We start from the raw sequence: 21,669 nt of genomic DNA, 5'->3' as shown, positions 1-21,669 counted from the left end.
GTGCAGGTCGCTCAAGGTGAGCCAACCTTGGATAGTTTGAGCCTTGAAGCTATTTACCCGACTTGACCTTGGTCCAGCTGCGGGTCATCAAGCGTTGAATATTCGGCGGTAACTCGACCGACACGTAGGTCTTGTCGAGCACCTCTTGCGGTGGATAAACCGCTTCATCGGTGCGAATGGACTGTTCCATCAGTTTGTCCGACCCGGGGTTCGGGTTGGCGTAGCCGACGTAATCACTGACCTGAGCGATGACCTCAGGCTTCAGCAAATAGTTGATGAAGGCGTGAGCCTGCTTGACGTTGGCCGAGTCCTTCGGAATCGCCAGCATGTCGAACCAGAGCGCACCGCCCTCTTTCGGGATCGAGTAGGCGATGTTCACGCCTTTCTTGGCTTCTTCGGCGCGGTTCTTGGCCTGGAAGATGTCGCCGGAGAAACCGATCGCCACGCAGATATCGCCGTTGGCCAGGTCCGCGATGTACTTGGAGGAGTGGAAGTAGGTCACGTAAGGGCGCACGGCAAGCAACTTGGCGGTGGCCTTTTCGTAATCCTTGGGATCAGTGCTGTTAGCGTTCAGGCCCATGTAGTTGAGCACTGTCGGCATCATTTCATCGGCGGAATCGAGGAACGCGACGCCACAACTTTGCAGTTTCTTGATGTTCTCCGGCTCGAACAGCACGCCCCACGAATCAATCGTATCGACGCCCAGCACAGCCTTGACCTTGTCGACGTTGTAACCGATGCCGTTGGTGCCCCACAGGTACGGCACGGCGTACAGGTTGCCCGGATCGTTCTGCTCCAGGCGCTTGAGCAGCACCGGGTCGAGGTTCGAATAGTTCGGCAGCTGCGACTTGTCGAGCTTCTGGAATGCCCCGGCCTTGATCTGTTTGCCGAGGAAGTGGTTCGACGGCACGACCACGTCGTAGCCGGTACGCCCGGCCAGCAACTTGCCTTCCAGGGTTTCGTTGGAATCGAAAACGTCATAAACCGGCTTGATCCCGGTCTCTTTCTGGAAGTCGGCCAGGGTGGTCTCGCCGATGTAGTCCGACCAGTTATAAATATGCACGGTACCGGCGGCCTGGACACTGACGGCAATCGTCAGCCCGGCGCCGACCAGCATGGCATTGCGCAACAAAGAAAAAATAGGCACGTGGAGGTCCTCTGAAATTAGTTGGGCCCAAGTTGCCCCGCGTTACATGACAACCGTGGTTGCCCGGCAACAAAACCGGCGCGCAACTTACCCTCGAAAAACCGTTCCAGCAAAACTTTTGTACAGATATCTGTAGGAGCGAGCCTGCTCGCGATGTCGTCAACGATGACGCGGGGTGCCTGACACCCCGCGGTGCTCTCCGGTTCATCGCGAGCAGGCTCGCTCCTACAGGGTTTTACTTATTTACCCGATTTGATCTTGGTCCAGCTGCGGGTCATGATCCGCTGGGTCGCGGCCGGCAAGTCGGCAATCGCGTACAGCTTGGCCAGCACGTCCGCCGGCGGGTAAACGCCCGGGTCGCTGGTGATGTCTTTGTCGACCAGCGCAGTTGCAGCCGCGTTACCGTTCGGGAAACGTACGGCGTTGGTGATTTCAGCCATGATTTCCGGCTTCTGCAGGAAGGTCATGAACTTGTAGGCGCCTTCGACGTTTTCGGCATCTTTAGGGATGGCGACCATGTCGTAGAAGCTGCCGGCACCTTCTTTCGGAATGTTGTAGCTGACCTTCACCTTGTCACCGGCTTCGGCAGCGCGGGATTTGGCCTGGTAAATGTCACCCGAGTAACCCACGGCCACACAGATGTTGCCGTTGGCCAGGTCGGAGATGTACTTGGAGGAGTGGAAGTAGGCGATCGAAGGACGGACCTTCATGATCAGCGCTTCAGCCTTGTCGATGTCTTCTTTCTTCTGGCTGTCGGTTGGCAGGCCCAGGTAGTGCAGCGCCACCGGAATCATCTCGGTTGGCGAGTCCAGCAGGCTGATACCACACGCTTTCAGCTTGGCGGCGTTTTCAGGCTTGAAGATCAGGTCCCAGGAATCGACCGGTGCGTCGGCACCCAGTGCCGCCTTGACCTTCTCGGCGTTGAAACCAATACCGATCGAACCCCACATGTACGGGAAGGCGTGTTCGTTGCCCGGGTCGCTCACGGAAACGGCCTTGAGCAGGTCGGTGTTCAGGTTCTTCCAGTTAGGCAACTTGGACTTGTCCAGCTTCTGGTAGACGCCAGCCTTGATCTGCTTGGCCAGGAAGTTGTTCGACGGTACGACGATGTCGTAGCCGGACTTGCCTGCCAGCAACTTGGCTTCCAGGGTTTCGTTGCTGTCGAAGACGTCATAGACAACCTTGATGCCCGACTCGTCTTCAAACTTCTTGACGGTGTCCGGTGCGATGTAGTCGGACCAGTTGTACACGTGCAGTACTTTGTCATCGGCCTGAACCGCGCCCGCCATCAAACCCATCACGGACATGGCAAGCAGAGTCTTGCCAGCGAGCTTTTTACCTAGTGCCTTCATGCGTAATGCTCCAAATTTTTCTTTTTTGAACCACTTGTTCAGCGACCGAACCCGGGCAACTGGAACCGCGGCTAGTCTGGCAAGATCCACATCGGTCTTTCAAGGAAACGGCCACGCTTTCTGACAGTTCTGAGCGAAAGTTCCTACTTCATATGCAGAACTTCGGACTTCCGCTCAGAGCCTAGCACTTAGCCCTGCAATGCACTCAGGGTCAGGTCAAGACACTTGCGAGCCTTGGTCACCAGTTCATCGATTTCCGCCGGTGTAATCACCAGTGGCGGAGCGATGATCATGGTGTCGCCGACGGCGCGCATGATCAGGCCGTTGTCGAAGCAGAACTGACGGCAGATCATGCCGACGCCCTTGCCCTCGTAACGCTTGCGCGTGGCCTTGTCCTGGACCAGTTCGATGGCCCCCAACAAACCGACCCCGCGAACTTCACCCACCAGCGGGTGATCGTTCAGTTCCCGCAGACGCTTTTGCAAATACGGTGCCGTTTCTGCATGGACGCGCTCGATAATTTTCTCGTCGCGCATGATGCGGATGTTTTCCAGCGCCACCGCAGCCGCCACCGGGTGACCGGAGTACGTGAAGCCGTGGTTGAAGTCGCCGCCTTCGTTGAGCACGTCCACCACTTCATCACGCACGATCAGGCCGCCCATCGGGATGTAGCCCGAGGTCAGGCCCTTGGCGATGGTCATCATGTCGGGCTTGAGGCCGTAGAAATCGCTGCCGAACCACTCGCCGGTACGACCGAAACCGCAAATCACTTCGTCAGCCACGAACAGGATGTCGTACTTGGCGAGGATTTCCTTGATGCGCGGCCAGTAGGTGTCTGGCGGAATGATCACGCCACCGGCGCCCTGGATCGGCTCGGCAATAAAGGCACCGACGTTGTCGACGCCGACTTCCAGAATCTTTTCTTCCAGCTGATTGGCCGCCCACACACCGAATTCTTCCGGGGTCATGTCGCCGCCTTCGGCGAACCAGTACGGCTGGGCAATGTGGACGATACCCGGGATCGGCAAGTCGCCCTGTTCATGCATGTACGTCATGCCACCCAGGCTCGCGCCGGCCACGGTGGAACCGTGATAGCCGTTCTTGCGGCTGATGATGACTTTTTTCTTCGGCTGGCCCTTGATCGCCCAATAGTGACGAACCATGCGCAGCATGGTGTCGTTGCCTTCAGAGCCGGAACCGGTGAAGAACACATGGTTCATGCCTTGCGGCGCGATGTCGGCGATGGCCTTGGCCAGTTCCAGTACCGGCGGGTGCGCCGTCTGGAAGAACAGGTTGTAGTAAGGCAGCTCGCGCATCTGCTTACTGGCGGCATCGGCCAGTTCATCGCGACCATAACCAATCGCGACACACCACAGGCCGGCCATGCCGTCGAGGATCTTGTTGCCTTCGCTGTCCCAGAGGTAAACGCCCTTGGCATTGGTGATGATCCGCGGGCCTTTCTCTTTCAGCTGCTTGAAGTCGCTGAACGGGGCCAGGTGGTGATCGTTGCTCAGGGTTTGCCATTCACGGGTTTGCGGGTTGTTGCTGGTCATGTGAATCTCCTAAAAAAAATCAGGTGAAGGCGCCGCTCAACTGCGGCGGCGCCCGGCGTATCAGACGGCAAAGAGCAGGAATTCCCTTTCCCACGAACTGATCACGCGCTTGAAGTTTTCATGCTCGGCCCGCTTGACCGCGACGTAGCCAGTGATGAAATTTTTGCCCAGGTAGCGCTCGATGATCGCGCTGTTTTCCATGCGCTCCAGTGCGTCTTCGATGGTCAGGGGCAGGCGCAGGTTGCGGCGTTCATAGCCACGCCCTACCACCGGCGCACTCGGGTTCAGGCCTTCGACCATACCGATGTACCCGCAGAGCAGGCTCGCGGCAATCGCCAGGTACGGGTTGGCATCGGCGCCCGGCAGGCGGTTTTCCACCCGACGGTTATTCGGCCCGGCATCCGGGACCCGCAGGCCCACGGTGCGGTTCTCTTCGCCCCACTCCACGTTCACCGGCGCCGAGGTATCGGGCAGGAAGCGGCGGAACGAGTTGACGTTGGGGGCGAACAGCGGCAACAGCTCGGGAATGAGTTTCTGCAAGCCACCGATGTGGTGCAGGAACAACTGGCTCATGGTCCCGTCTTCATTGGAGAAAATGTTCCTGCCGGTCTCGATGTCGATGATGCTCTGGTGCAAGTGCATGGCGCTGCCCGGCTCGCCGGTCATCGGCTTGGCCATGAAGGTCGCGGCCACGTTGTGCTTGAGCGCGGCCTCGCGCATGGTGCGCTTGAACACCAGGATCTGGTCGGCCAGGGACAGGGCATCGCCGTGACGGAAGTTGATTTCCATCTGCGCCGTGCCGTCCTCGTGGATCAGCGTGTCGAGGTCCAGGTCCTGCAGTTCACACCAGTCGTAGACGTCTTCGAACAGCGGATCGAACTCGTTCGCCGCTTCAATGGAGAACGACTGGCGACCGGTTTCCGGGCGACCGGAGCGGCCGATCGGCGGCTGCAGCGGGTAGTCCGGGTCGTCACTGCGCTTGGTCAGGTAAAACTCCATTTCCGGCGCCACGATGGGCTGCCAGCCTTTGTCGGAATAGAGTTTCAGGACTTTCTTGAGCACATTGCGCGGCGACAGCTCGATCGGGTTGCCTTGCTTGTCGTAGGTATCGTGGATAACGATGGCGGTCGGCTCGATGGCCCACGGCACCAGGTACACCGCACTCTGGTCGGGACGGCAGATCATGTCGATGTCGGCCGGGTCGAGCAGTTCGTAATAGATGTCGTCTTCGACGTAATCGCCGGTCACGGTCTGCAGCAGAACGCTTTCTGGCAGGCGCATGCCTTTTTCGGCGATGAATTTGTTGGTCGGCGAAATCTTGCCCCGGGTAATCCCGGTCAAGTCGGCGATCATGCATTCGACTTCTGTGATCTTGTGGTTTTTCAACCAATCGGTGAGCTGGTCGAGGTTGTTACTCATAAATGCCTCTAGGCTTGAGTTGTCTGACCCTTTTAAGGTCAGGCGTTGTTTGACGCATCGGCGTCGCGTTGTAGAGCGTTTGCGCGGCAGATTATCGTGTTTGCCAACACTGCCGCAGAGGCCGGGCGTGCAGAACCACGAGCGATGCCCCGAACGATGGTCAGGCCGCTATTGTGAATCGGTTCTATATTGAATGGAGTAACCGTAATGGGGGTGCCATCGCGACCGTCCAGAATATCGGACGGGGACGGTTGAACCGTCGCGGATGGGAGGATCACCGCAAGCGCCGAGACCACGGAACGGACGGTCGTGTCATCACTGATGTGATAAACATGCCGACCGAGCTGTCTTGAGCAGTCGGTGACGCCGATTATCGGCAGGCGAGACATGAAGCACCCCGGTATTATTGCTGTTATGGGTTTGATTCGAGCTTAGCCTTGTTCATTTTTTTACACAACACCCCCGTAAAAAATACAACACGGCCCGCTCAAGCCTGCGGGCGCCATAGAGGCCAAGGGCATAAAAACGCCCCAAAGTGCCTCAAAAAAGCCACACGGGTGCTTTTTTAGGGCAAAAAAGGCCTCGCTTGACTTCGGCATGCCGTTCGGGTTGACTGAAACCAGAAAAGATCAATGATTGATATTTTTAACAACAAAGGTGTTGCATCATGTCGGTACCCCCGCGTGCCGTTCAGCTTAACGAAGCGAACGCGTTCCTTAAGGAACATCCTGAGGTTCTGTACGTTGACCTTCTGATTGCGGATATGAATGGTGTGGTGCGCGGCAAGCGCATCGAACGCACCAGCCTCCACAAGGTTTACGAGAAAGGCATCAACCTGCCGGCCTCTCTATTTGCTCTGGATATCAACGGCTCGACGGTGGAAAGCACCGGCCTGGGCCTGGACATCGGTGATGCTGACCGAATCTGCTATCCAATCCCCGATACCCTGTGCAACGAGCCATGGCAGAAGCGCCCGACCGCGCAACTGTTGATGACCATGCACGAACTCGAAGGCGAACCCTTCTTCGCCGACCCGCGTGAAGTGCTGGCCAATGTGGTGCGCAAGTTCGACGAAATGGGCCTGACCATCTGCGCCGCGTTCGAACTGGAGTTCTACCTGATCGATCAGGAGAACGTGAACGGTCGTCCGCAACCACCTCGCTCGCCGGTTTCCGGCAAACGTCCGCACTCGACCCAGGTCTACCTGATCGACGACCTCGACGAATACGTCGACTGCCTCCAGGACATTCTGGAAGGTGCCAAAGAGCAAGGCATTCCGGCCGACGCCATCGTCAAGGAAAGTGCCCCGGCGCAGTTCGAAGTGAACCTGCACCACGTGGCCGATCCGATCAAGGCCTGCGACTACGCGGTCCTGCTCAAGCGCCTGATCAAGAACATCGCCTACGACCATGAAATGGACACCACCTTCATGGCCAAGCCTTACCCAGGCCAGGCGGGTAATGGTCTGCACGTCCACATCTCGATTCTCGACAAAGACGGCAAGAACATTTTTGCCAGCGAGGATCCCGAGCAGAACGCCGCACTGCGTCACGCGATCGGCGGTGTGCTCGAGACCCTACCGGCGCAGATGGCTTTCCTCTGCCCGAACGTCAACTCCTACCGTCGTTTCGGCGCACAGTTCTACGTGCCGAACTCGCCGTGCTGGGGCCTGGACAACCGTACCGTAGCGATTCGCGTGCCGACCGGTTCCGCCGATGCCGTACGCATCGAACACCGTGTGGCCGGCGCCGATGCCAACCCGTACCTGCTGATGGCTTCGGTCCTGGCAGGCGTGCACCACGGTCTGGTCAACAAGGTCGAACCTGGCGCTCCGGTCGAAGGCAACAGCTACGAGCAAAACGAGCAAAGCCTGCCGAACAACCTGCGTGATGCACTGCGCGAGCTGGACGACAGCGAAGTCATGGCCAAGTACATCGATCCGAAATACATCGATATCTTCGTGGCCTGTAAAGAGAGCGAGCTGGAGGAGTTCGAACACTCCATCTCCGACCTCGAGTACAACTGGTACCTGCATACCGTGTAAGCGGTTGCAGTAAACACAACGCCGCCGGCTGCTGAAGCCTGCGGCGTTTTTTTATGGGTAATTTCAGTTGGACCGAGTCGCCTGCTTCGCGAGCAAGCCCGCTCCCACACTGGAGCTGCGCTGTACACAAACTCATGTTCACCAAGGGCCAAATGTGGGAGCGGGCTTGCTCGCGAAGGCGTCCGGGCAGACAACACACAACCCGACTCGTACAATGCCCCCTGCCCCGCAGGAGACTCCAATGACACGCGTAGCCACCCCCCGCAAACCCCGCGCACGCAGCCAGGCCCGGATCGATTCGATACTCGATGCGGCCCGCACGCTGTTGGCCGCCGAGGGCGTGGCCAGTCTGTCGATCTACAGTGTCGCCGAGCGCGCGGATATTCCGCCCTCCTCGGTCTACCATTTCTTCGCCAGCGTGCCGGCATTACTCGAAGCCTTGACCGCCGACGTCCATGCGGCCTTCCGCGCCTGCCTGCAAGCACCCATCGATCATCACGCCCTCGGCAGCTGGCGCGACCTGTCACGCCTGGTGGAACAACGCATGCTCGACATCTACGCAGAGGACGCCGCCGCCCGCCAACTCATTCTGGCCCAGCACGGCCTGACCGAAGTCACCCAGGCCGACCGCCAGCACGACCTCGAACTGGGCGAGTTGATGCACAAGCTGTTCGATCACCACTTCGAACTGCCGACGCTGCCGGGTGATGTCGATGTGTTCGCCCTGGCCATGGAGCTTGGCGACCGGGTGTATGCGCGCTCGGTGCAGCAGCACGGGCAGATTACGCCGCGCATGGCCGAGGAAGGGATGCGGGTGTTTGATGCTTATGTGGGGCTTTATCTACCGCCATACTTGCCCAAGCGCGGCATTCCATCCTGATTTCTTGATTGGCCTTACTGGCCTGCTCGCGAAGGCCGCACCACCGATCCCGATGAATCACACGCACAAAAAAACCCGAAGGGCTCAAACCCTTCGGGGTTGTTGTTTACGCATGTGACTTACAACTTGGCGATCGACACCTCGGTGGATTTCACAAACGCAATCACTTCACTGCCCACCGCCAGTTCCAGCTCTTTCACCGAGCGCGTGGTGATCACCGAAGTGACGATGCCGGAAGCGGTCTGCACGTCGATTTCCGACAGCACGTCGCCGAGGACGATTTCCTTGATGGAGCCTTTGAACTGGTTGCGAACGTTGATGGCCTTGATAGTCATGATGTTGATTCCTGTCGTTGGGTAAGACTTGAGTTATTGAGCCCAGCGCAATTGCGTAGGCAAGGGTGAAACAGGTTCCGGCTCCGGTGGCTGGCCGGGCAGTGCCAGCACGCGATTGAGGACTTCGGTTTCCAGCGCCGCCAGCCGATGGGAGCCGCGCACTCGAGGGCGCGGCAGTTCCACGTGCAGGTCGAGGCCGACTTCACCGTCTTCGATCAGGATCACCCGATCGGCAATCGCCACCGCTTCACTGACGTCATGGGTCACCAGCAACACCGTAAAGCCGTGCTGCTGCCAGAGCCGTTCGATCAGTTGCTGCATTTCAATTCGGGTCAGGGCATCCAGCGCACCCAAGGGTTCGTCGAGCAACAGCAGGCGCGGCTGATGAATCAACGCACGGGCCAAAGCCACGCGTTGCTTCTGTCCACCGGACAACGCTGCCGGCCACTCGTTGGCGCGGTCGGCCAGGCCCACCGCGTCCAAGGCTTCAAGCGCTTGCGGCCGCCAGTTGCCCTTGAGGCCCAGACCGACGTTGTCGATGATCTTTTTCCACGGCAGCAAACGCGCTTCCTGGAACATCAGCCGCGTGTCCTCCCGCGCATCGCTCAATGGGGCGGCACCGGCGAGCAATTCACCACCGGTGGGCCGGTCAAGGCCGGCGAGCAATCGCAGCAAGGTGCTTTTGCCGCAACCGCTACGCCCCACCACGGCGACAAACTGGCCCGCCGGAATGTGCAGGTCGATCTCGCGCAGCACCTGCCGCGAGCCAAAGGTTTTTTGCAGCTTGCGTACCGCGAGCGGAATGCCGCGCAGCAGGCGTGGAGGTTGTTCCGCGATCATGCCGCACCTCCCTTGGCAACCTGATACGCCGGGTGCCAGCGCAACCACACACGCTCAAGTCCACGGGCCGCGAGGTCGGCCAGTTTGCCGAGCACCGCGTAGAGCAAAATCGCCAGCACCACCACGTCGGTCTGTAAGAACTCCCGGGCATTCATCGCCAGATAACCGATGCCGGAACTGGCGGAGATGGTTTCCGCGACGATCAACGTCAGCCACATGAAGCCCAGGGCGAAGCGAACGCCAACCAGAATCGAAGGCAGCGCCCCCGGCAGGATCACCTGCCAGAACAGGCTGAAGCCGGTCAGGCCATAGCTGCGTGCCATCTCCACCAGCGCCGGGTCGACGTTGCGGATGCCGTGATAGGTGTTGAGGTAAATCGGGAACAGCGTGCCCAGCGCCACCAGGAAAATCTTTGCCGACTCATCGATGCCGAACCACAGGATCACCAGCGGAATCAGCGCCAGGTGCGGCACGTTGCGGATCATCTGCACCGAACTGTCGAGCAAGCGTTCGCCCCACTTCGACAGGCCAGTGATGAAACCCAAGGTCAAACCGATGCCGCCACCGATGGTGAAGCCCAGCGCGGCACGCCAGCCACTGATCGCCAGGTGCGTCCAGATTTCGCCGCTGCGCACCAGGCTCACGCCAGCTTCGATCACGGCAACCGGCGCCGGCAGAATCCGTGTCGACAACCAGCCCGCCGACACACTCAACTGCCACACCGCCAGCAACAACACCGGCAACGCCCAGGGCGCGAGACTGTGGATGATTTTCTTCATGACCGCGCCTCAGCTCTGGGACGCGGCTTTGGGCAGAATGTCGTTGGCGACCATCTCGCCGAACGGACTCACGTAGCCCGCACTTTTCGGCAGTTCAGGACGCTCGACATCGAGGTGCGGGAACAGCAGTTCGGCGACTCGGTACGACTCTTCCAGGTGTGGATAACCGGAGAAAATAAAGGTGTCGATGCCGAGGTCCGCGTACTCCTTCACGCGGGCGGCCACCGTCGGGCCATCGCCCACCAGCGCCGTACCGGCACCGCCACGCACCAGGCCGACACCGGCCCACAGGTTCGGGCTGACTTCCAGCTTGTCGCGGCTGCCGCCATGCAATGCGGCCATGCGTTGTTGACCGACCGAATCGAAGCGCGCCAGCGACGCCTGGGCACGAGCGATGGTGTCGTCGTCGAGATGGGAGATCAGTCGATCCGCGGCTTTCCAGGCCTCATCGTTGGTTTCACGCACGATCACATGCAGGCGAATGCCAAAGCGCACGGTGCGTCCGAGCTTCGCGGCCTTGGCGCGGACCTGTTCGATTTTTTCCGCCACGGCGGCCGGCGGCTCGCCCCAGGTCAGGACCATTTCCACTTGTTCGGCAGCCAGGTCTTGCGCGGCATCCGAAGAGCCGCCGAAGTACAGCGGCGGGCGCGGCTGCTGGATCGGTGGATAGAGCAGTTTCGCGCCCTTCACGCTGATGTGCTGGCCGTCGTAATCAACAGTTTCGCCTTCCAGCACGCGGCGCCAGATACGGGTGAACTCCACGGAAGCCTGGTAGCGTTCTTCGTGGCTGAGGAACAGACCATCGCCGGCCAACTCTTCCGGATCACCGCCGGTCACCAGGTTGAACAGCGCGCGGCCGCCAGACAGACGATCCAGGGTCGCGGCCTGACGCGCCGCTACCGTCGGGGAAATGATCCCGGGGCGCAGGGCGACAAGGAATTTCAAACGCTGGGTCACCGGGATCAGCGACGCCGCCACCAGCCACGAATCTTCGCAGGAGCGGCCGGTGGGAATCAGCACACCGCCGAAACCCAGTCGGTCCGCCGCTTGCGCGACTTGTTGCAGGTAACCGTGGTCAACGGCGCGTGCGCCTTCAGCGGTGCCAAGGTAATGGCCGTCGCCGTGGGTAGGCAGGAACCAGAAGATATTGAGGCTCATGGAGTGGTCTCCTTGGGGGATAGAATTATTGGGCTTTCGCAACGGCTGCCGGCGGCGTCCAGATCACGTCTTTGATGCTCAATTGCTTTGGAATCAGCTTGAGCTGGTAGAAGGTGTCGGCGATTTTCTGCTGCGCCGCGACCACTTCCGGAGTCAGGAACAACGCGCCGTAGCCCTGGCGTTTCACCGAAGTGCGGGTGATGTCCGCCGACAGGCCGAGCAGTGGCGAGACTTGCTGGGTCACGTCTTCAGGATTGGCCCTGGACCACTCGCCGACCGCGCGCACTTCTTCCACCAGGGTCTTGATCACCTCGGGATTTTTTTGCGCGTAGGGTTTGGTCGCCAGGTAGAACTGATGGTTGTCGACGATGCCCTGGCCATCGCGCAGGGTGCGCGCTTGCAACTGTTGTTCGGCGGCGGCCTGGTACGGGTCCCAGATGACCCAGGCGTCGACACTGCCACGCTCGAACGCAGCGCGGGCATCGGCTGGCGGCAGGAATACGGTCTGGATGTCGGTGTACTTGAGGCCGGCGTCTTCCAGTGCACGCACCAGCAGGTAGTGCACGTTGGAGCCCTTGTTGAGCACGACCTTCTTGCCCTTGAGCTCTGCCACCGACTTGATCGGCGAGCCCTTCGGCACAAGGATCGCCTCACTGTGCGGCGCTGGCGGTTCGTAGGCGACGTAAAGCAGATCGGCGCCGGCCGCTTGGGCGAACACGGGAGGGGTTTCGCCGGTAACGCCGAAGTCGATGGAGCCGACGTTCAAGCCTTCCAGCAGTTGCGGGCCACCGGGGAACTCAGTCCATTGCACGTCCACGCCTTGGGCGGCGAGACGTTTTTCCAGGGTGCCCTTGGCTTTGAGCAGCACCAGGGTGCCGTATTTCTGATAACCGATTCGTAGCGTCTCGGCCTGGGCTTGAGTAATGGCGCCGAAGGTGACAGCCGCAGCAAACAGAGCGACCAGACCACGACGCAAAATGACAGGGCGCATGGCGCTCTCCTTTTTGCAGTTGGGTTTTGGCTGCACCTGCTTGCCCGTTGGCGGGCGAGTAAGGCCAGTACTTCAATTTTCGGGTGGGGCTAATGTTCAGTGGAGCTCATATGCTCCAGCGAGCACTCAACAAACGTTCATTCAACAGGTTCGGATCAAGCGGCTTGGGCCGTCGTGCCATGGCGCTGAGAAACAGCTCCAGCGATTCATTCAGCCGTTGCTCCAGCTCCGGCGCCAACTGCGCCAGGGCGCTGCCTTCGCCGTAAGCGATCTGGCTGTCGACGGCGAAAATCCCGTGGAGCATTTCCTGGGCTTTCAACGCCGACAGCACCGGCTTGAGCGCGTAGTCCACCGCCAGCATGTGGGCGATGCTGCCGCCGGTTGCCATCGGCAACACCACCTTGTGGCTCAGGGCGCGTTCGGGCAGCAGATCCAGCACGGTTTTCAATGCGCCGGAGAACGAAGCCTTGTACACCGGTGTAGCGATCAGCAGGCCATCGGCGTTTTCAATCTGCTGCAGCAGGTCAATGACCTTCGGGCTGTCGAAGCGTGCATGCAGCAAGTCTTCGGCCGGGAAGTCCCGTACCTGATAACTCACCACCTCCACGCCCTGTTCTTGCAACCAACGCTTGGAGCGGTCCAGCAGCACCCCGGAACGGGAGCGCTGACTGGGACTGCCTCCGAGTGAGACGACCAACATTCAGACGATTCCTTGAGCGGTGTTGGCGATTCGCGGTTTGCGATCTCGCTTCGATGGAGTGACCTTAACAGCAGATTCATATATCCATAAATCATATTTATTCATTTGGTTATGCTTTATAGAGATATACAAATCGACTTCATTCGGGCAAAAAAAAAGGCCGTCGAAACGGCCTGAAATCCCCTGCTCTGTGGGTATCTTGAAAAGATCGCAGCCTGCGGCAGCTCCTACAGGGATTGGCGGCGATCTTTTGATCTTCAACGGTTCGGCTGCGGCGTCAGGCGCAAGTAAGGCTTGACGGCACGATAGCCCTTGGGAAAACGCTGTTTGATTTCCTCTTCATCCTTGAGTGATGGCACGATCACCACTTCATCACCGTCCTGCCAGTTGGCCGGCGTGGCCACCTTGTAGTTGTCGGTGAGTTGCAGCGAGTCGATCACCCGCAGGATTTCATTGAAATTGCGCCCGGTGCTCGCCGGGTAGGTAATCGTCAACCGAACCTTTTTGTTCGGATCGATCACGAACAGCGAACGCACGGTCAGGGTGTCGTTGGCGTTGGGATGGATCAGGTCGTAGAGGTCCGAGACCTTGCGGTCGGCGTCATCCAGGATCGGAAAGTTGACCACGGTACTCTGCGTCTCATTGATGTCCTCGATCCATCTGTGATGCGACTCCACAGGGTCCACGGACAGTGCGATAGCCTTGACACCGCGTGCCGCGAACTCATCCTTGAGTCTGGCGGTGAAACCCAGTTCGGTGGTGCATACCGGCGTGAAATCCGCCGGATGGGAAAACAGCACGCCCCAGCTATCGCCCAGCCACTGGTGGAAACGGATGATGCCGGCGCTGGAGTTCTGTTCGAAATCGGGGGCGATATCGCCAAGTCTGAGACCCATGGTGCTGCTCCTTGTGAGTGCTTGATGGGTTCAACTGTGCCTGTGTTTTTTATCTATGAAAAAGAATAAATATCGATTTATTTAGATCATTAAGAAATATTAAAGATCTGTTCACTGGACGAGCACGCACAACCCGTCGAAGATCGACCACGAGGTTCGAGAAGGCCTTGAGTTGCTGCAAAGAGGGAACTTCAGGACGGGATTACGGGGGTGAACCCGTCCTGAACATGTAAAAGCCCCGCCCGGTGCAATACCGGGCGGGGCTTTTTTGCATCGGTTACGCGAGCGCTATTACAGCAGCGGAATCGAATAGCTGACGATCAGGCGGTTTTCGTCCTGCGAACGGGTGTTCGGCAGATCGGTGCGCCAGGTCGCGTTTTTCCACGCCAGACCCAGGTTCTTCAACGGACCTTCCTGCACCACGTAGGCAACACTCAGGTCACGCTCCCACTCGGAAGCACCGTTGGCCGCCTGGCCACCTTTGGCGTTGACGGTATCGATGCTGTCGCCGTGCAGATACACCAGACCCGCGGTCAGGCCAGGCACGCCGACCTTGGCGAAGTCGAACGAGTAACGTGCTTGCCAGGTTTTCTCGCCGGCACGGCCGAACTTCTGGATTTGCGAATCGGTGATGGTGTAGTTCGACGAACCGTCACCCTGATTCAGCCAAGGGAAGTCACTGCTGCCGTTGCTGACCTGGTAACCGCCACCGAAGGTATGACCGGCAACCGAATACAGGAACAGGCCGCTGTACAGGTTGTTGTCGACCTTGCCTTTGCCGTTTGGCGCGTTGTAGTTGCCAGTGGTGAAGTACAGCGGGTCGTGACCGTTGGCACCATCATCAGAGCTGTTGAAATAACGGAAATCCGACTTCAACACGCCCGGGCCGATTGCCCAGTTGTGAACCAGACCCAGGAAGTGCTGCTTGTAGAACTCTTCCAGCTTGCCGTAGTAGTACTGGGCCGTCAGGTCCTTGGTGATCTTGTAGTCGCCGCCGGCATAGATGAACTTGTTGCTGTCGCGGAACTTGGTACCGCGAGTGTTCGCACCGGAAATCGACATTTGATCGTTGTTGCTGGAGTTACGGCCTTTAACGGCTTCGATCTGACCACCGACCAGCGACAGGTCCTTGATCTCGGCGGAAGTGATCTGGCCACCCTGCCAGGTTTGCGGCAGCAGGCGACCATCGTTGGTCACGATTACCGGGTTTTTCGGCTGCAGGGTGCCCAGCTTCAGTTCAGTCTGGGAAACCTTGGCTTTGGCGGTCAGGCCCAGGCTGGAGAAATCATCTACCGCCTCGCCATTGGATTTGCTCGGGAAAACCGTGCCGCCGTAAGAGGTCGCCGTGGCGCCGTTGGTACCGCCGCCCGAATCCAGCTTGACGCCCAACAGGCCGATCGCATCGATACCGAAACCGACGGTGCCTTGGGTGTAACCGGAGATGAAACGCAGATCGAAGCCTTGGCCCCACTCTTCGTTTTTGTTGGGACCGGTACCGTCGCGGTAGTCGGTGTTGATGTAGAAGTTACGCAGCCCCAGTGTTGCCTTGCTGTCTTCGATGAAACCCGCGGCGTTTGCCTGCTGGGCCAATACCCCGACGGCCACAGCCATGGCCAAGGTGGACTTGTTCATGTTTCGCTCCTCTCGTTTCTAGTTCTGATGTTCCTGGTCCCGAATCGATTGCCCGGGATCCTGAATGCATAAATTCGCGGCAAACCGTCTAGGCCGGTCGTTTGGCGGGCCGCAGGATACATGGCCTTAAAGCCAAAAAGAATTTCTTTGGTTTTTTTAATATCACTGTGGAATATGACTTCCCACGGCAGATCCGAGGTATCGGCGGCAAGGCCGATTCCTGAAACTGATCAATTGTCGAGGGATGAAGCTGCCAAATCCGAGCTCAGGGATGAGTGTCGGACAGGCGCACTTTAAGCGGGATGAATAAAAACTAAAAAGAATAATAAATAATCAACAAAGATCATTATGGAATATAAAAATCAGCTCAAAAAAACCCCGCCAACCGGCGAGGCTTTTTCACAAGGCTTGTTACAGGAAGCTGTAGGTGTAGTTGAAGATCAGGCGAGTCTGGTCAACATCAGGGTTGTTGGAGACTTCACTGCCACGGTAGACGCCGTTACGCAGCGTTACGCCGAAACCTTTGAGTGCACCTTGCTGGATGGTGTAGTCGATCCGCATGTCGCGCTCCCACTCGGAGCTGTCAGGGCCGCTGCCGCTGGTAGCCTTGATGTCATCGCCGTGCAGGTAGGCGATCGACGTTTTCAGGCCCGGCACACCCAGTGCCGCGAAGTCATAGGAGTACTGGCCGAAAGTGGTGTTTTCACCGGCACGAACAAATCCGTTGATCATGGAGTCGGTGAACAGGTAGAAGCTGGCGCCGCCGTTCCCTTCCGGACGGCCATTGCCATCGACCACGTTGCCTTGGTTCAAGTAGACAAAACCACCGTCATCGCTGACGCGTTGATGACCGAGCAGGAAGGCGTTGCCACCCAGGGTGTAGGTGAACATGGCGCTCCAGGTCTTGTTATCGACCTCGCCCGGGTTCTTGGCGAAACCGTTGTTGTTGTTGAAACGGAAACCCGGATCACCGTTCCTGCCGTCGGAGCTGCTGTCGAAGTAACGAATATCCGTCTTGAAGGACTGGTTGGCGCTGATCGGTAGCACGTGGATCAAGCCCAGGAAATCCTGCTTGTAGTAGTCCTTCAGATTCGAGTGGTAGTACTGCAGGGTCAGGTCCTTGGTGACCTTCCAGTCAGCACCACCGTAGTAGAACTTGTTGCTGCCCTCTGTACCGCCAGCCACGGCCAGGCCGGTGGAGTTCGAAGAGGCGCGACCTGCCGAATGCTCCAACTGACCTGCGTTGAAGGTCACGTTGTCGATTTCTTTCGAAGTGATGGTGCCGCCGTCAAAGGTCTGTGGCAGCAGACGGCTGTCGTTCGCGACCAGGATCGGCAAGTTGGGTGCCAGAGCGCCACCCAGGTGGGCTTCGGTCTTCGAGAAGCGCGCCTTGACGTTAGCGGCTGCACGGCTCCATTCGGACACGGCCGAACCATCGCTGTCGCTTGGGAAGAAGGTGTTGTTGTCTGGGTGGTGACCCTTGCCGCCGTCCAGGTGGATACCCAGCAGTGCCTGGGCGTCGATACCGAAACCGACGGTGCCTTGGGTGAATCCGGACAGATAATCGAGTTTCAGGCCTTCTGCGGACTCTCTCTGATCCGCACCGCCTTCACGGTTATCGTTGTTGTAATACATGGTCCGGGAACTGATGGACGCCTTGCTGTCTTCCAGGAAACCTGCGGCGCCTGCCTGCTGCGCCAAAACCCCAACGGCCACGGCCAAAGCCAAGGTGGACTTGTTCATTGTGTAGCTCCTCTCGATTCTAATTCTTGTATTCCTGGTCTCGAGTCGTCGCCCGAAATCCTAAGATGCGCGATTAGCGCCAGACCGTGACCCACAAGTCAATCGTAACCATGTGTGTCTACGACCATAGTCTAACCCCCCGTTTTTTGGTCCCTGCAGGGTCATGAATTCGTCATGAACCTGAAAAGAATTACCCGATTCTTTTCTAATACCGTTTAGGAATTTAGCTCCCAGCTCCCCGCCACCCCCTGAATATAGGGTTTGGCTCATAAGCTAATTCCTAATCGGTATTTATTTTTGCTTTTTTAGATCGCTTAGTTTTTGACGCAATTCGGAAACAAATCCTTTACCGAAAGGCGGCCCCATGACGACCAAACGCGCACTATCCGGATCAATTGTTACAGTTTGTGTATCACTCGCACTTTCCTTCACCGCTCAGGCGGCGAACCTCACCGTCGGTTATCAAACCGGAATCGACCCCAGCAAAGTCCCCCAGGCAGAGGGTCTTTATGAAAAAACCATCGGCCAGCCCATCGACTGGCGGCGCTTCAACAGCGGCCCGGAAGTGGTCACGGCGATTGCCTCGGGCGATGTGCAAATCGGCAATCTCGGCTCCAGCCCACTGGCCGCTGCCGCCTCGCGCAATCTGCCGATTGTCGCGTTCATCGTCTCGGCCCAGATCAATGCCGCCGAAGCGCTGGTCGTGCGTAACGGCAGCGGCATCGAAAAACCGCAAGATCTGATCGGAAAGACCATCGCAACACCGTTCGTTTCAACCTCCCACTACAGCCTGCTCGGTGCGCTGAAGCACTGGGGCCTGGATGGTTCGAAAGTCAAAGTGGTGAACCTTCAGCCAGCAGAAATCGCGGCGGCCTGGAAGCGTGGTGATATTGACGGAGCGTTTGTCTGGTCGCCCGCACTGGGGGAAATCCGCAAGACTGGCAAGACCCTGACCGACGCTGCACAGGTCGGCCAATGGGGCGCGCCAACCTTCGAAGTCTGGGTAGCGCGCAAGGATTACGCAGAGAAGCACCCAGAGGTGGTGGCCAAATTCGCCAAGGTCACCCTCGACTCCTTTGCTGATTACGCCGCGCATAAAGCCAACTGGACGGTCGACTCGGAGCCCGTTCAGAAAATCGCCAAACTGACCGGTGCCAACGCCGCCGACGTGCCGGAGTTACTGGCCGGTTCCGCATTCCCGGATGCCAAGGCGCAACAGAGCACCGCGCTGCTGGACGGCGGCACGGCCAAGGCCATTGGCGAGACGGCGAAATTCCTGAAGGATCAAGGGAAGGTAGAGACGGTGCTGCCGGACTATTCGCCGTATGTCAGCGCGAAGTTTGTCCAGGAGTAACACAAGGTTCCTGTAGGAGCTGCCGCAGGCTGCGATCTTTTGATCTTGAAAAGCAGAATCAAAAGATCGCAGCCTGCGGCAGCTCCTACAACCTCAAAGGGCTTTTTCGAAGATCTTCGAATTACGCTGATAGTTGTACAGCGACGCCCGCGCCGACGGCAGCCGGTCGACGCTGCTGGGTTCGAAACCACGCTCGCGGAACCAGTGCGCGGTGCGGGTGGTGAGGACGAACAAGGTTTTCAATCCCTGCGCCCGTGCGCGGGTTTCAATACGCTCCAGCAGCTCATCACCGCGACCGCCATGGCGGTACTCCGGATTCACCGCCAGACACGCAAGTTCACCCGCGTCCGAATCGGCAATCTGATACAGCGCCGCACAGGCGATGATCATGCCTTCGCGTTCGACCACGCTGAACTGCTCGATTTCGCGCTCCAGCACCTCGCGGGAACGGCGCACCAGGATGCCCTGCTCTTCCAGCGGACTGATCAAATCCAGCAAACCACCGACGTCTTCAATGGCCGCTTCGCGTACCACTTCGAACTGTTCCTGGGCCACAAGGGTGCCGCCGCCGTCGCGAGTGAACAGCTCGGTCAGCAACGCACCGTCTTCGGCGTAACTGACGATATGGCTGCGGGCCACGCCGCCACGGCAAGCCTCGGCAGCGGCATCGAGCAACTCTGCCTGATAGTTACTGCCCAGGCGTTGCAGATGCGCCGGCACTTGCTGCGGACGCAGTTCGCGCACCAGGCGCCCGTGTTCATCGATCAGGCCCAGGTCGGCGCCGAACAGCAGCAGCTTGTCCGCACCCAGGTCGATGGCCGCGCGGGTGGCGACGTCTTCGCAGGCCAGGTTGAAAATCTCGCCGGTCGGCGAATAGCCAAGCGGCGAAAGCAGCACGATGGAGCGCTCGTCCAGCAGACGGTTGATGCCCTTGCGGTCGACCCGGCGCACTTCGCCGGTGTGGTGATAGTCGACGCCTTCAAGCACGCCGATCGGCCGTGCCGTCACCAGGTTGCCGCTGGCCACCCGCAGGCGCGAGCCCTGCATGGGCGACGAAGCCATGTCCATCGACAGGCGAGCCTCAATGGCAATGCGCAACTGGCCGACCGCGTCGATCACGCACTCCAGGGTCGCGGCATCGGTGATACGCATGCCGTGATGGTAATGCGGGGTCAGGCCGCGGGCCGCGAGGCGCGCTTCGATTTGCGGCCGGGAACCGTGGACCAGCACCAGGCGCACGCCCAGGCTGTGCAACAGCACCAGGTCGTGGACGATATTGCCGAAGTTCGGGTGTTCAACGCCGTCGCCGGGCAGCATGACGACAAAGGTGCAATCGCGGTGGGCGTTGATGTAAGGCGAAGCGTGACGAAGCCAATTGACGTATTCGGGCATGAACCTGGGCCTGTAATAAATAGCAGCCGAAAAAAGGGCGAAACTGAAAACGCACAGCGGGCTGATGGTTATCGTCGGAACAGGCTTGGCGACACGCGCGCTCTCCTCATGAATACGGGTTGGGACATCGGCAATTTATACGGCTTGTCAGGCAAATCACAGCCCCTGTAGGAGCGAGCTTGCTCGCGATGGACTTCAACGATTACGCGACCTGTCTGAATGGACGCGTGGCCCTTGCGTTCATCGCGAGCAAGCTCGCTCCTACAGGGCCTCAGTTTGGGCCGGTGTCAGGCAATAGTGTTCGATCAGCTGCCTTAATAGATGCACCGTAGGCTGCAAACGTGACATTTCGAGGTATTCCCCCGGCTGATGGGCGCAAGCGATATCACCCGGGCCAAGCACCAGCGTTTCACAGCCAAGGCGCTGAAGATAAGGTGCTTCGGTGCCGAACGCCACTGCTTCGGCACTGTGACCGGTGAGCTTTTCGGCAAGGCGCACCAGCTCGGCGTCCTCGGCCTGTTCGAACGACGGCACGTCGGGGAACAACGGCGCGTAATCGATCTTGACCTGATGCCGCTCGGCAACCGGCTTGAGCTTCTGCAGGATCTCGGCGCGCAGGACCTTGGGGTCCATGCCGGGCAGCGGTCGCAAATCGAATTCCAGCGAACACTGGCCGCAGATGCGGTTGGGATTGTCGCCGCCATGGATGCAGCCGAAGTTCATCGTCGGCATCGGCACGCCAAACTGTGGATTGCGGAATTCGCGCTGCCACAACAAGCGCAGGCCCCGCAGTTCGCCGATGGCATCGTGCATGGCCTCCAGGGCGCTGTGGCCCAGGCGCGGGTCGGAAGAGTGACCGCTCTGCCCGAGGATGTCGATGCGCTCCATCATGATGCCTTTGTGCATGCGGATCGGCTTGAGCCCGGTCGGCTCGCCGATCACCGCCGCCCGTCCCAGCGGCCGCCCCGCTTCGGCCAGCGCGCGGGCACCGGACATCGAGCTTTCTTCATCGCAGGTGGCGAGAATCAGCAATGGTTGTTTGAACGGCTGATCGAGCAGCGGGATGACCGCCTCGATCGCCAGGGCGAAAAAGCCCTTCATGTCGCAACTGCCCAGGCCGACCCAACGACCGTCGACTTCCGTCAGCTTCAGCGGGTCGGTTTGCCACAGCGCACCGTCGAACGGCACGGTGTCGCTGTGCCCGGCCAGCACCAGGCCGCCGGGGCCGGAGCCGAAACTGGCCAGCAGGTTGAACTTGCCAGGGTTGACCTGCTGGATCTCGCAGGTAAAACCCAACTCACCGAGCCACGTCGCCAGCAGATCGATGACCGGGCGGTTGCTTTGATCGAGTCTGGGTTGGGTGCAACTGACAGACGGCGCGGCGATCAGCGCAGCGAACTGTTCTTTCATCGACGGCAATGGCATCGCTGACTCCCGGCACCCGAATTGAGGTT

19 protein-coding genes are annotated in these 21,669 nt (G+C 59.1%); 3 read left to right on the top strand and 16 right to left on the bottom strand.

Translation table 11 applies throughout. The features are described 5' to 3' along the window. Nucleotides 1–49 precede the first annotated feature (49 nt). From AC07YV_RS04685 to AC07YV_RS04665, 5 genes are all read right to left on the bottom strand, one after another. Nucleotides 50–1,147, bottom strand: coding sequence for a polyamine ABC transporter substrate-binding protein (locus tag AC07YV_RS04685; protein WP_102699618.1), 1,098 nt, complete (start codon nt 1,145–1,147; stop codon nt 50–52). Nucleotides 1,148–1,386: 239 nt separating this feature from the next. Further along, on the bottom strand, nt 1,387–2,499 hold the full coding sequence (locus AC07YV_RS04680) for a polyamine ABC transporter substrate-binding protein (protein ID WP_007976361.1): 1,113 nt from the start codon (nt 2,497–2,499) through the stop codon (nt 1,387–1,389). Between the two features lie 188 nt (nt 2,500–2,687). Further along, nucleotides 2,688–4,052: an aspartate aminotransferase family protein gene (locus AC07YV_RS04675; protein ID WP_102699619.1), complete on the bottom strand. Its 1,365-nt coding sequence runs from the start codon at nt 4,050–4,052 to the stop codon at nt 2,688–2,690. 60 nt (nt 4,053–4,112) lie between these two features. Beyond that, nucleotides 4,113–5,471, bottom strand: coding sequence for a glutamine synthetase family protein (locus tag AC07YV_RS04670; RefSeq protein WP_102699620.1), 1,359 nt, complete (start codon nt 5,469–5,471; stop codon nt 4,113–4,115). 38 nt (nt 5,472–5,509) lie between these two features. Further along, the gene (locus tag AC07YV_RS04665; RefSeq protein ID WP_102699621.1) at nt 5,510–5,860 is read right to left on the bottom strand and encodes a hypothetical protein; all 351 of its coding nucleotides are present in this window, start codon (nt 5,858–5,860) and stop codon (nt 5,510–5,512) included. A gap of 278 nt (nt 5,861–6,138) precedes the next feature. Between AC07YV_RS04665 and AC07YV_RS04660 the strand changes: the two genes are divergently transcribed. Continuing rightward, nucleotides 6,139–7,515 carry a glutamine synthetase family protein gene (locus tag AC07YV_RS04660; protein ID WP_007976355.1) on the top strand — a complete coding sequence of 459 codons (1,377 nt, stop codon included), beginning with the start codon at nt 6,139–6,141 and terminating at the stop codon, nt 7,513–7,515. Nucleotides 7,516–7,756: 241 nt separating this feature from the next. Continuing rightward, nucleotides 7,757–8,395 (top strand): TetR/AcrR family transcriptional regulator, encoded by a 639-nt coding sequence (locus tag AC07YV_RS04655; protein WP_102699622.1) that lies wholly within the window; start codon nt 7,757–7,759, stop codon nt 8,393–8,395. A gap of 119 nt (nt 8,396–8,514) precedes the next feature. Here AC07YV_RS04655 and AC07YV_RS04650 read toward each other — a convergent pair whose 3' ends face one another. The 9 genes from AC07YV_RS04650 to AC07YV_RS04610 form a co-directional block, all read right to left on the bottom strand. Continuing rightward, nucleotides 8,515–8,730: a TOBE domain-containing protein gene (locus AC07YV_RS04650; RefSeq protein WP_007967989.1), complete on the bottom strand. Its 216-nt coding sequence runs from the start codon at nt 8,728–8,730 to the stop codon at nt 8,515–8,517. Nucleotides 8,731–8,763: 33 nt separating this feature from the next. Next, nucleotides 8,764–9,570 (bottom strand): aliphatic sulfonates ABC transporter ATP-binding protein, encoded by an 807-nt coding sequence (gene ssuB, locus AC07YV_RS04645; RefSeq protein ID WP_102699623.1) that lies wholly within the window; start codon nt 9,568–9,570, stop codon nt 8,764–8,766. Beyond that, nucleotides 9,567–10,349 (bottom strand): aliphatic sulfonate ABC transporter permease SsuC, encoded by a 783-nt coding sequence (ssuC, locus tag AC07YV_RS04640; protein ID WP_007976348.1) that lies wholly within the window; start codon nt 10,347–10,349, stop codon nt 9,567–9,569. Before ssuC ends, ssuB begins: the two co-directional genes overlap by 4 nt. Before the next feature lie 9 nt (nt 10,350–10,358). Next, entirely contained in the window at nt 10,359–11,507 is a 1,149-nt protein-coding gene (gene ssuD, locus AC07YV_RS04635; RefSeq protein WP_102699624.1) for an FMNH2-dependent alkanesulfonate monooxygenase, read from the bottom strand. Between the two features lie 25 nt (nt 11,508–11,532). Beyond that, nucleotides 11,533–12,498: a sulfonate ABC transporter substrate-binding protein gene (locus AC07YV_RS04630; protein WP_102699625.1), complete on the bottom strand. Its 966-nt coding sequence runs from the start codon at nt 12,496–12,498 to the stop codon at nt 11,533–11,535. Nucleotides 12,499–12,604: 106 nt separating this feature from the next. Beyond that, entirely contained in the window at nt 12,605–13,198 is a 594-nt protein-coding gene (gene ssuE, locus AC07YV_RS04625; protein ID WP_102699626.1) for an NADPH-dependent FMN reductase, read from the bottom strand. Nucleotides 13,199–13,455: 257 nt separating this feature from the next. Further along, a complete protein-coding gene (locus AC07YV_RS04620; protein WP_015097285.1) occupies nt 13,456–14,094 on the bottom strand; it encodes a peroxiredoxin in 639 nt (212 codons plus the stop codon). Between the two features lie 291 nt (nt 14,095–14,385). Then, entirely contained in the window at nt 14,386–15,726 is a 1,341-nt protein-coding gene (locus AC07YV_RS04615; RefSeq protein ID WP_102699627.1) for an OprD family porin, read from the bottom strand. A gap of 411 nt (nt 15,727–16,137) precedes the next feature. Beyond that, entirely contained in the window at nt 16,138–17,469 is a 1,332-nt protein-coding gene (locus AC07YV_RS04610) for an OprD family porin (RefSeq protein WP_102699628.1), read from the bottom strand. A 364-nt stretch (nt 17,470–17,833) separates the two neighbouring features. On the opposite strand from AC07YV_RS04610, the gene tauA reads away from it, so the two are divergent. Then, nucleotides 17,834–18,823: a taurine ABC transporter substrate-binding protein gene (gene tauA / locus AC07YV_RS04605; protein ID WP_102699630.1), complete on the top strand. Its 990-nt coding sequence runs from the start codon at nt 17,834–17,836 to the stop codon at nt 18,821–18,823. Nucleotides 18,824–18,916: 93 nt separating this feature from the next. Here tauA and argA read toward each other — a convergent pair whose 3' ends face one another. Together argA and argE are read right to left on the bottom strand one after the other, a co-directional pair. Beyond that, entirely contained in the window at nt 18,917–20,215 is a 1,299-nt protein-coding gene (gene argA, locus AC07YV_RS04600; protein WP_007978929.1) for an amino-acid N-acetyltransferase, read from the bottom strand. A gap of 261 nt (nt 20,216–20,476) precedes the next feature. Next, nucleotides 20,477–21,640, bottom strand: a complete 1,164-nt coding sequence (gene argE, locus AC07YV_RS04595) for an acetylornithine deacetylase (protein ID WP_102673504.1) — start codon at nt 21,638–21,640, stop codon at nt 20,477–20,479. Between the last annotated feature and the right edge of the window lie 29 nt (nt 21,641–21,669).

The sequence above is a fragment of the Pseudomonas sp. GW456-E7 genome (genome assembly GCF_059424105.1).
Note: the sequence above shows the minus strand (reverse complement) of the source record. Positions and strands in the feature narration are given on the sequence as shown.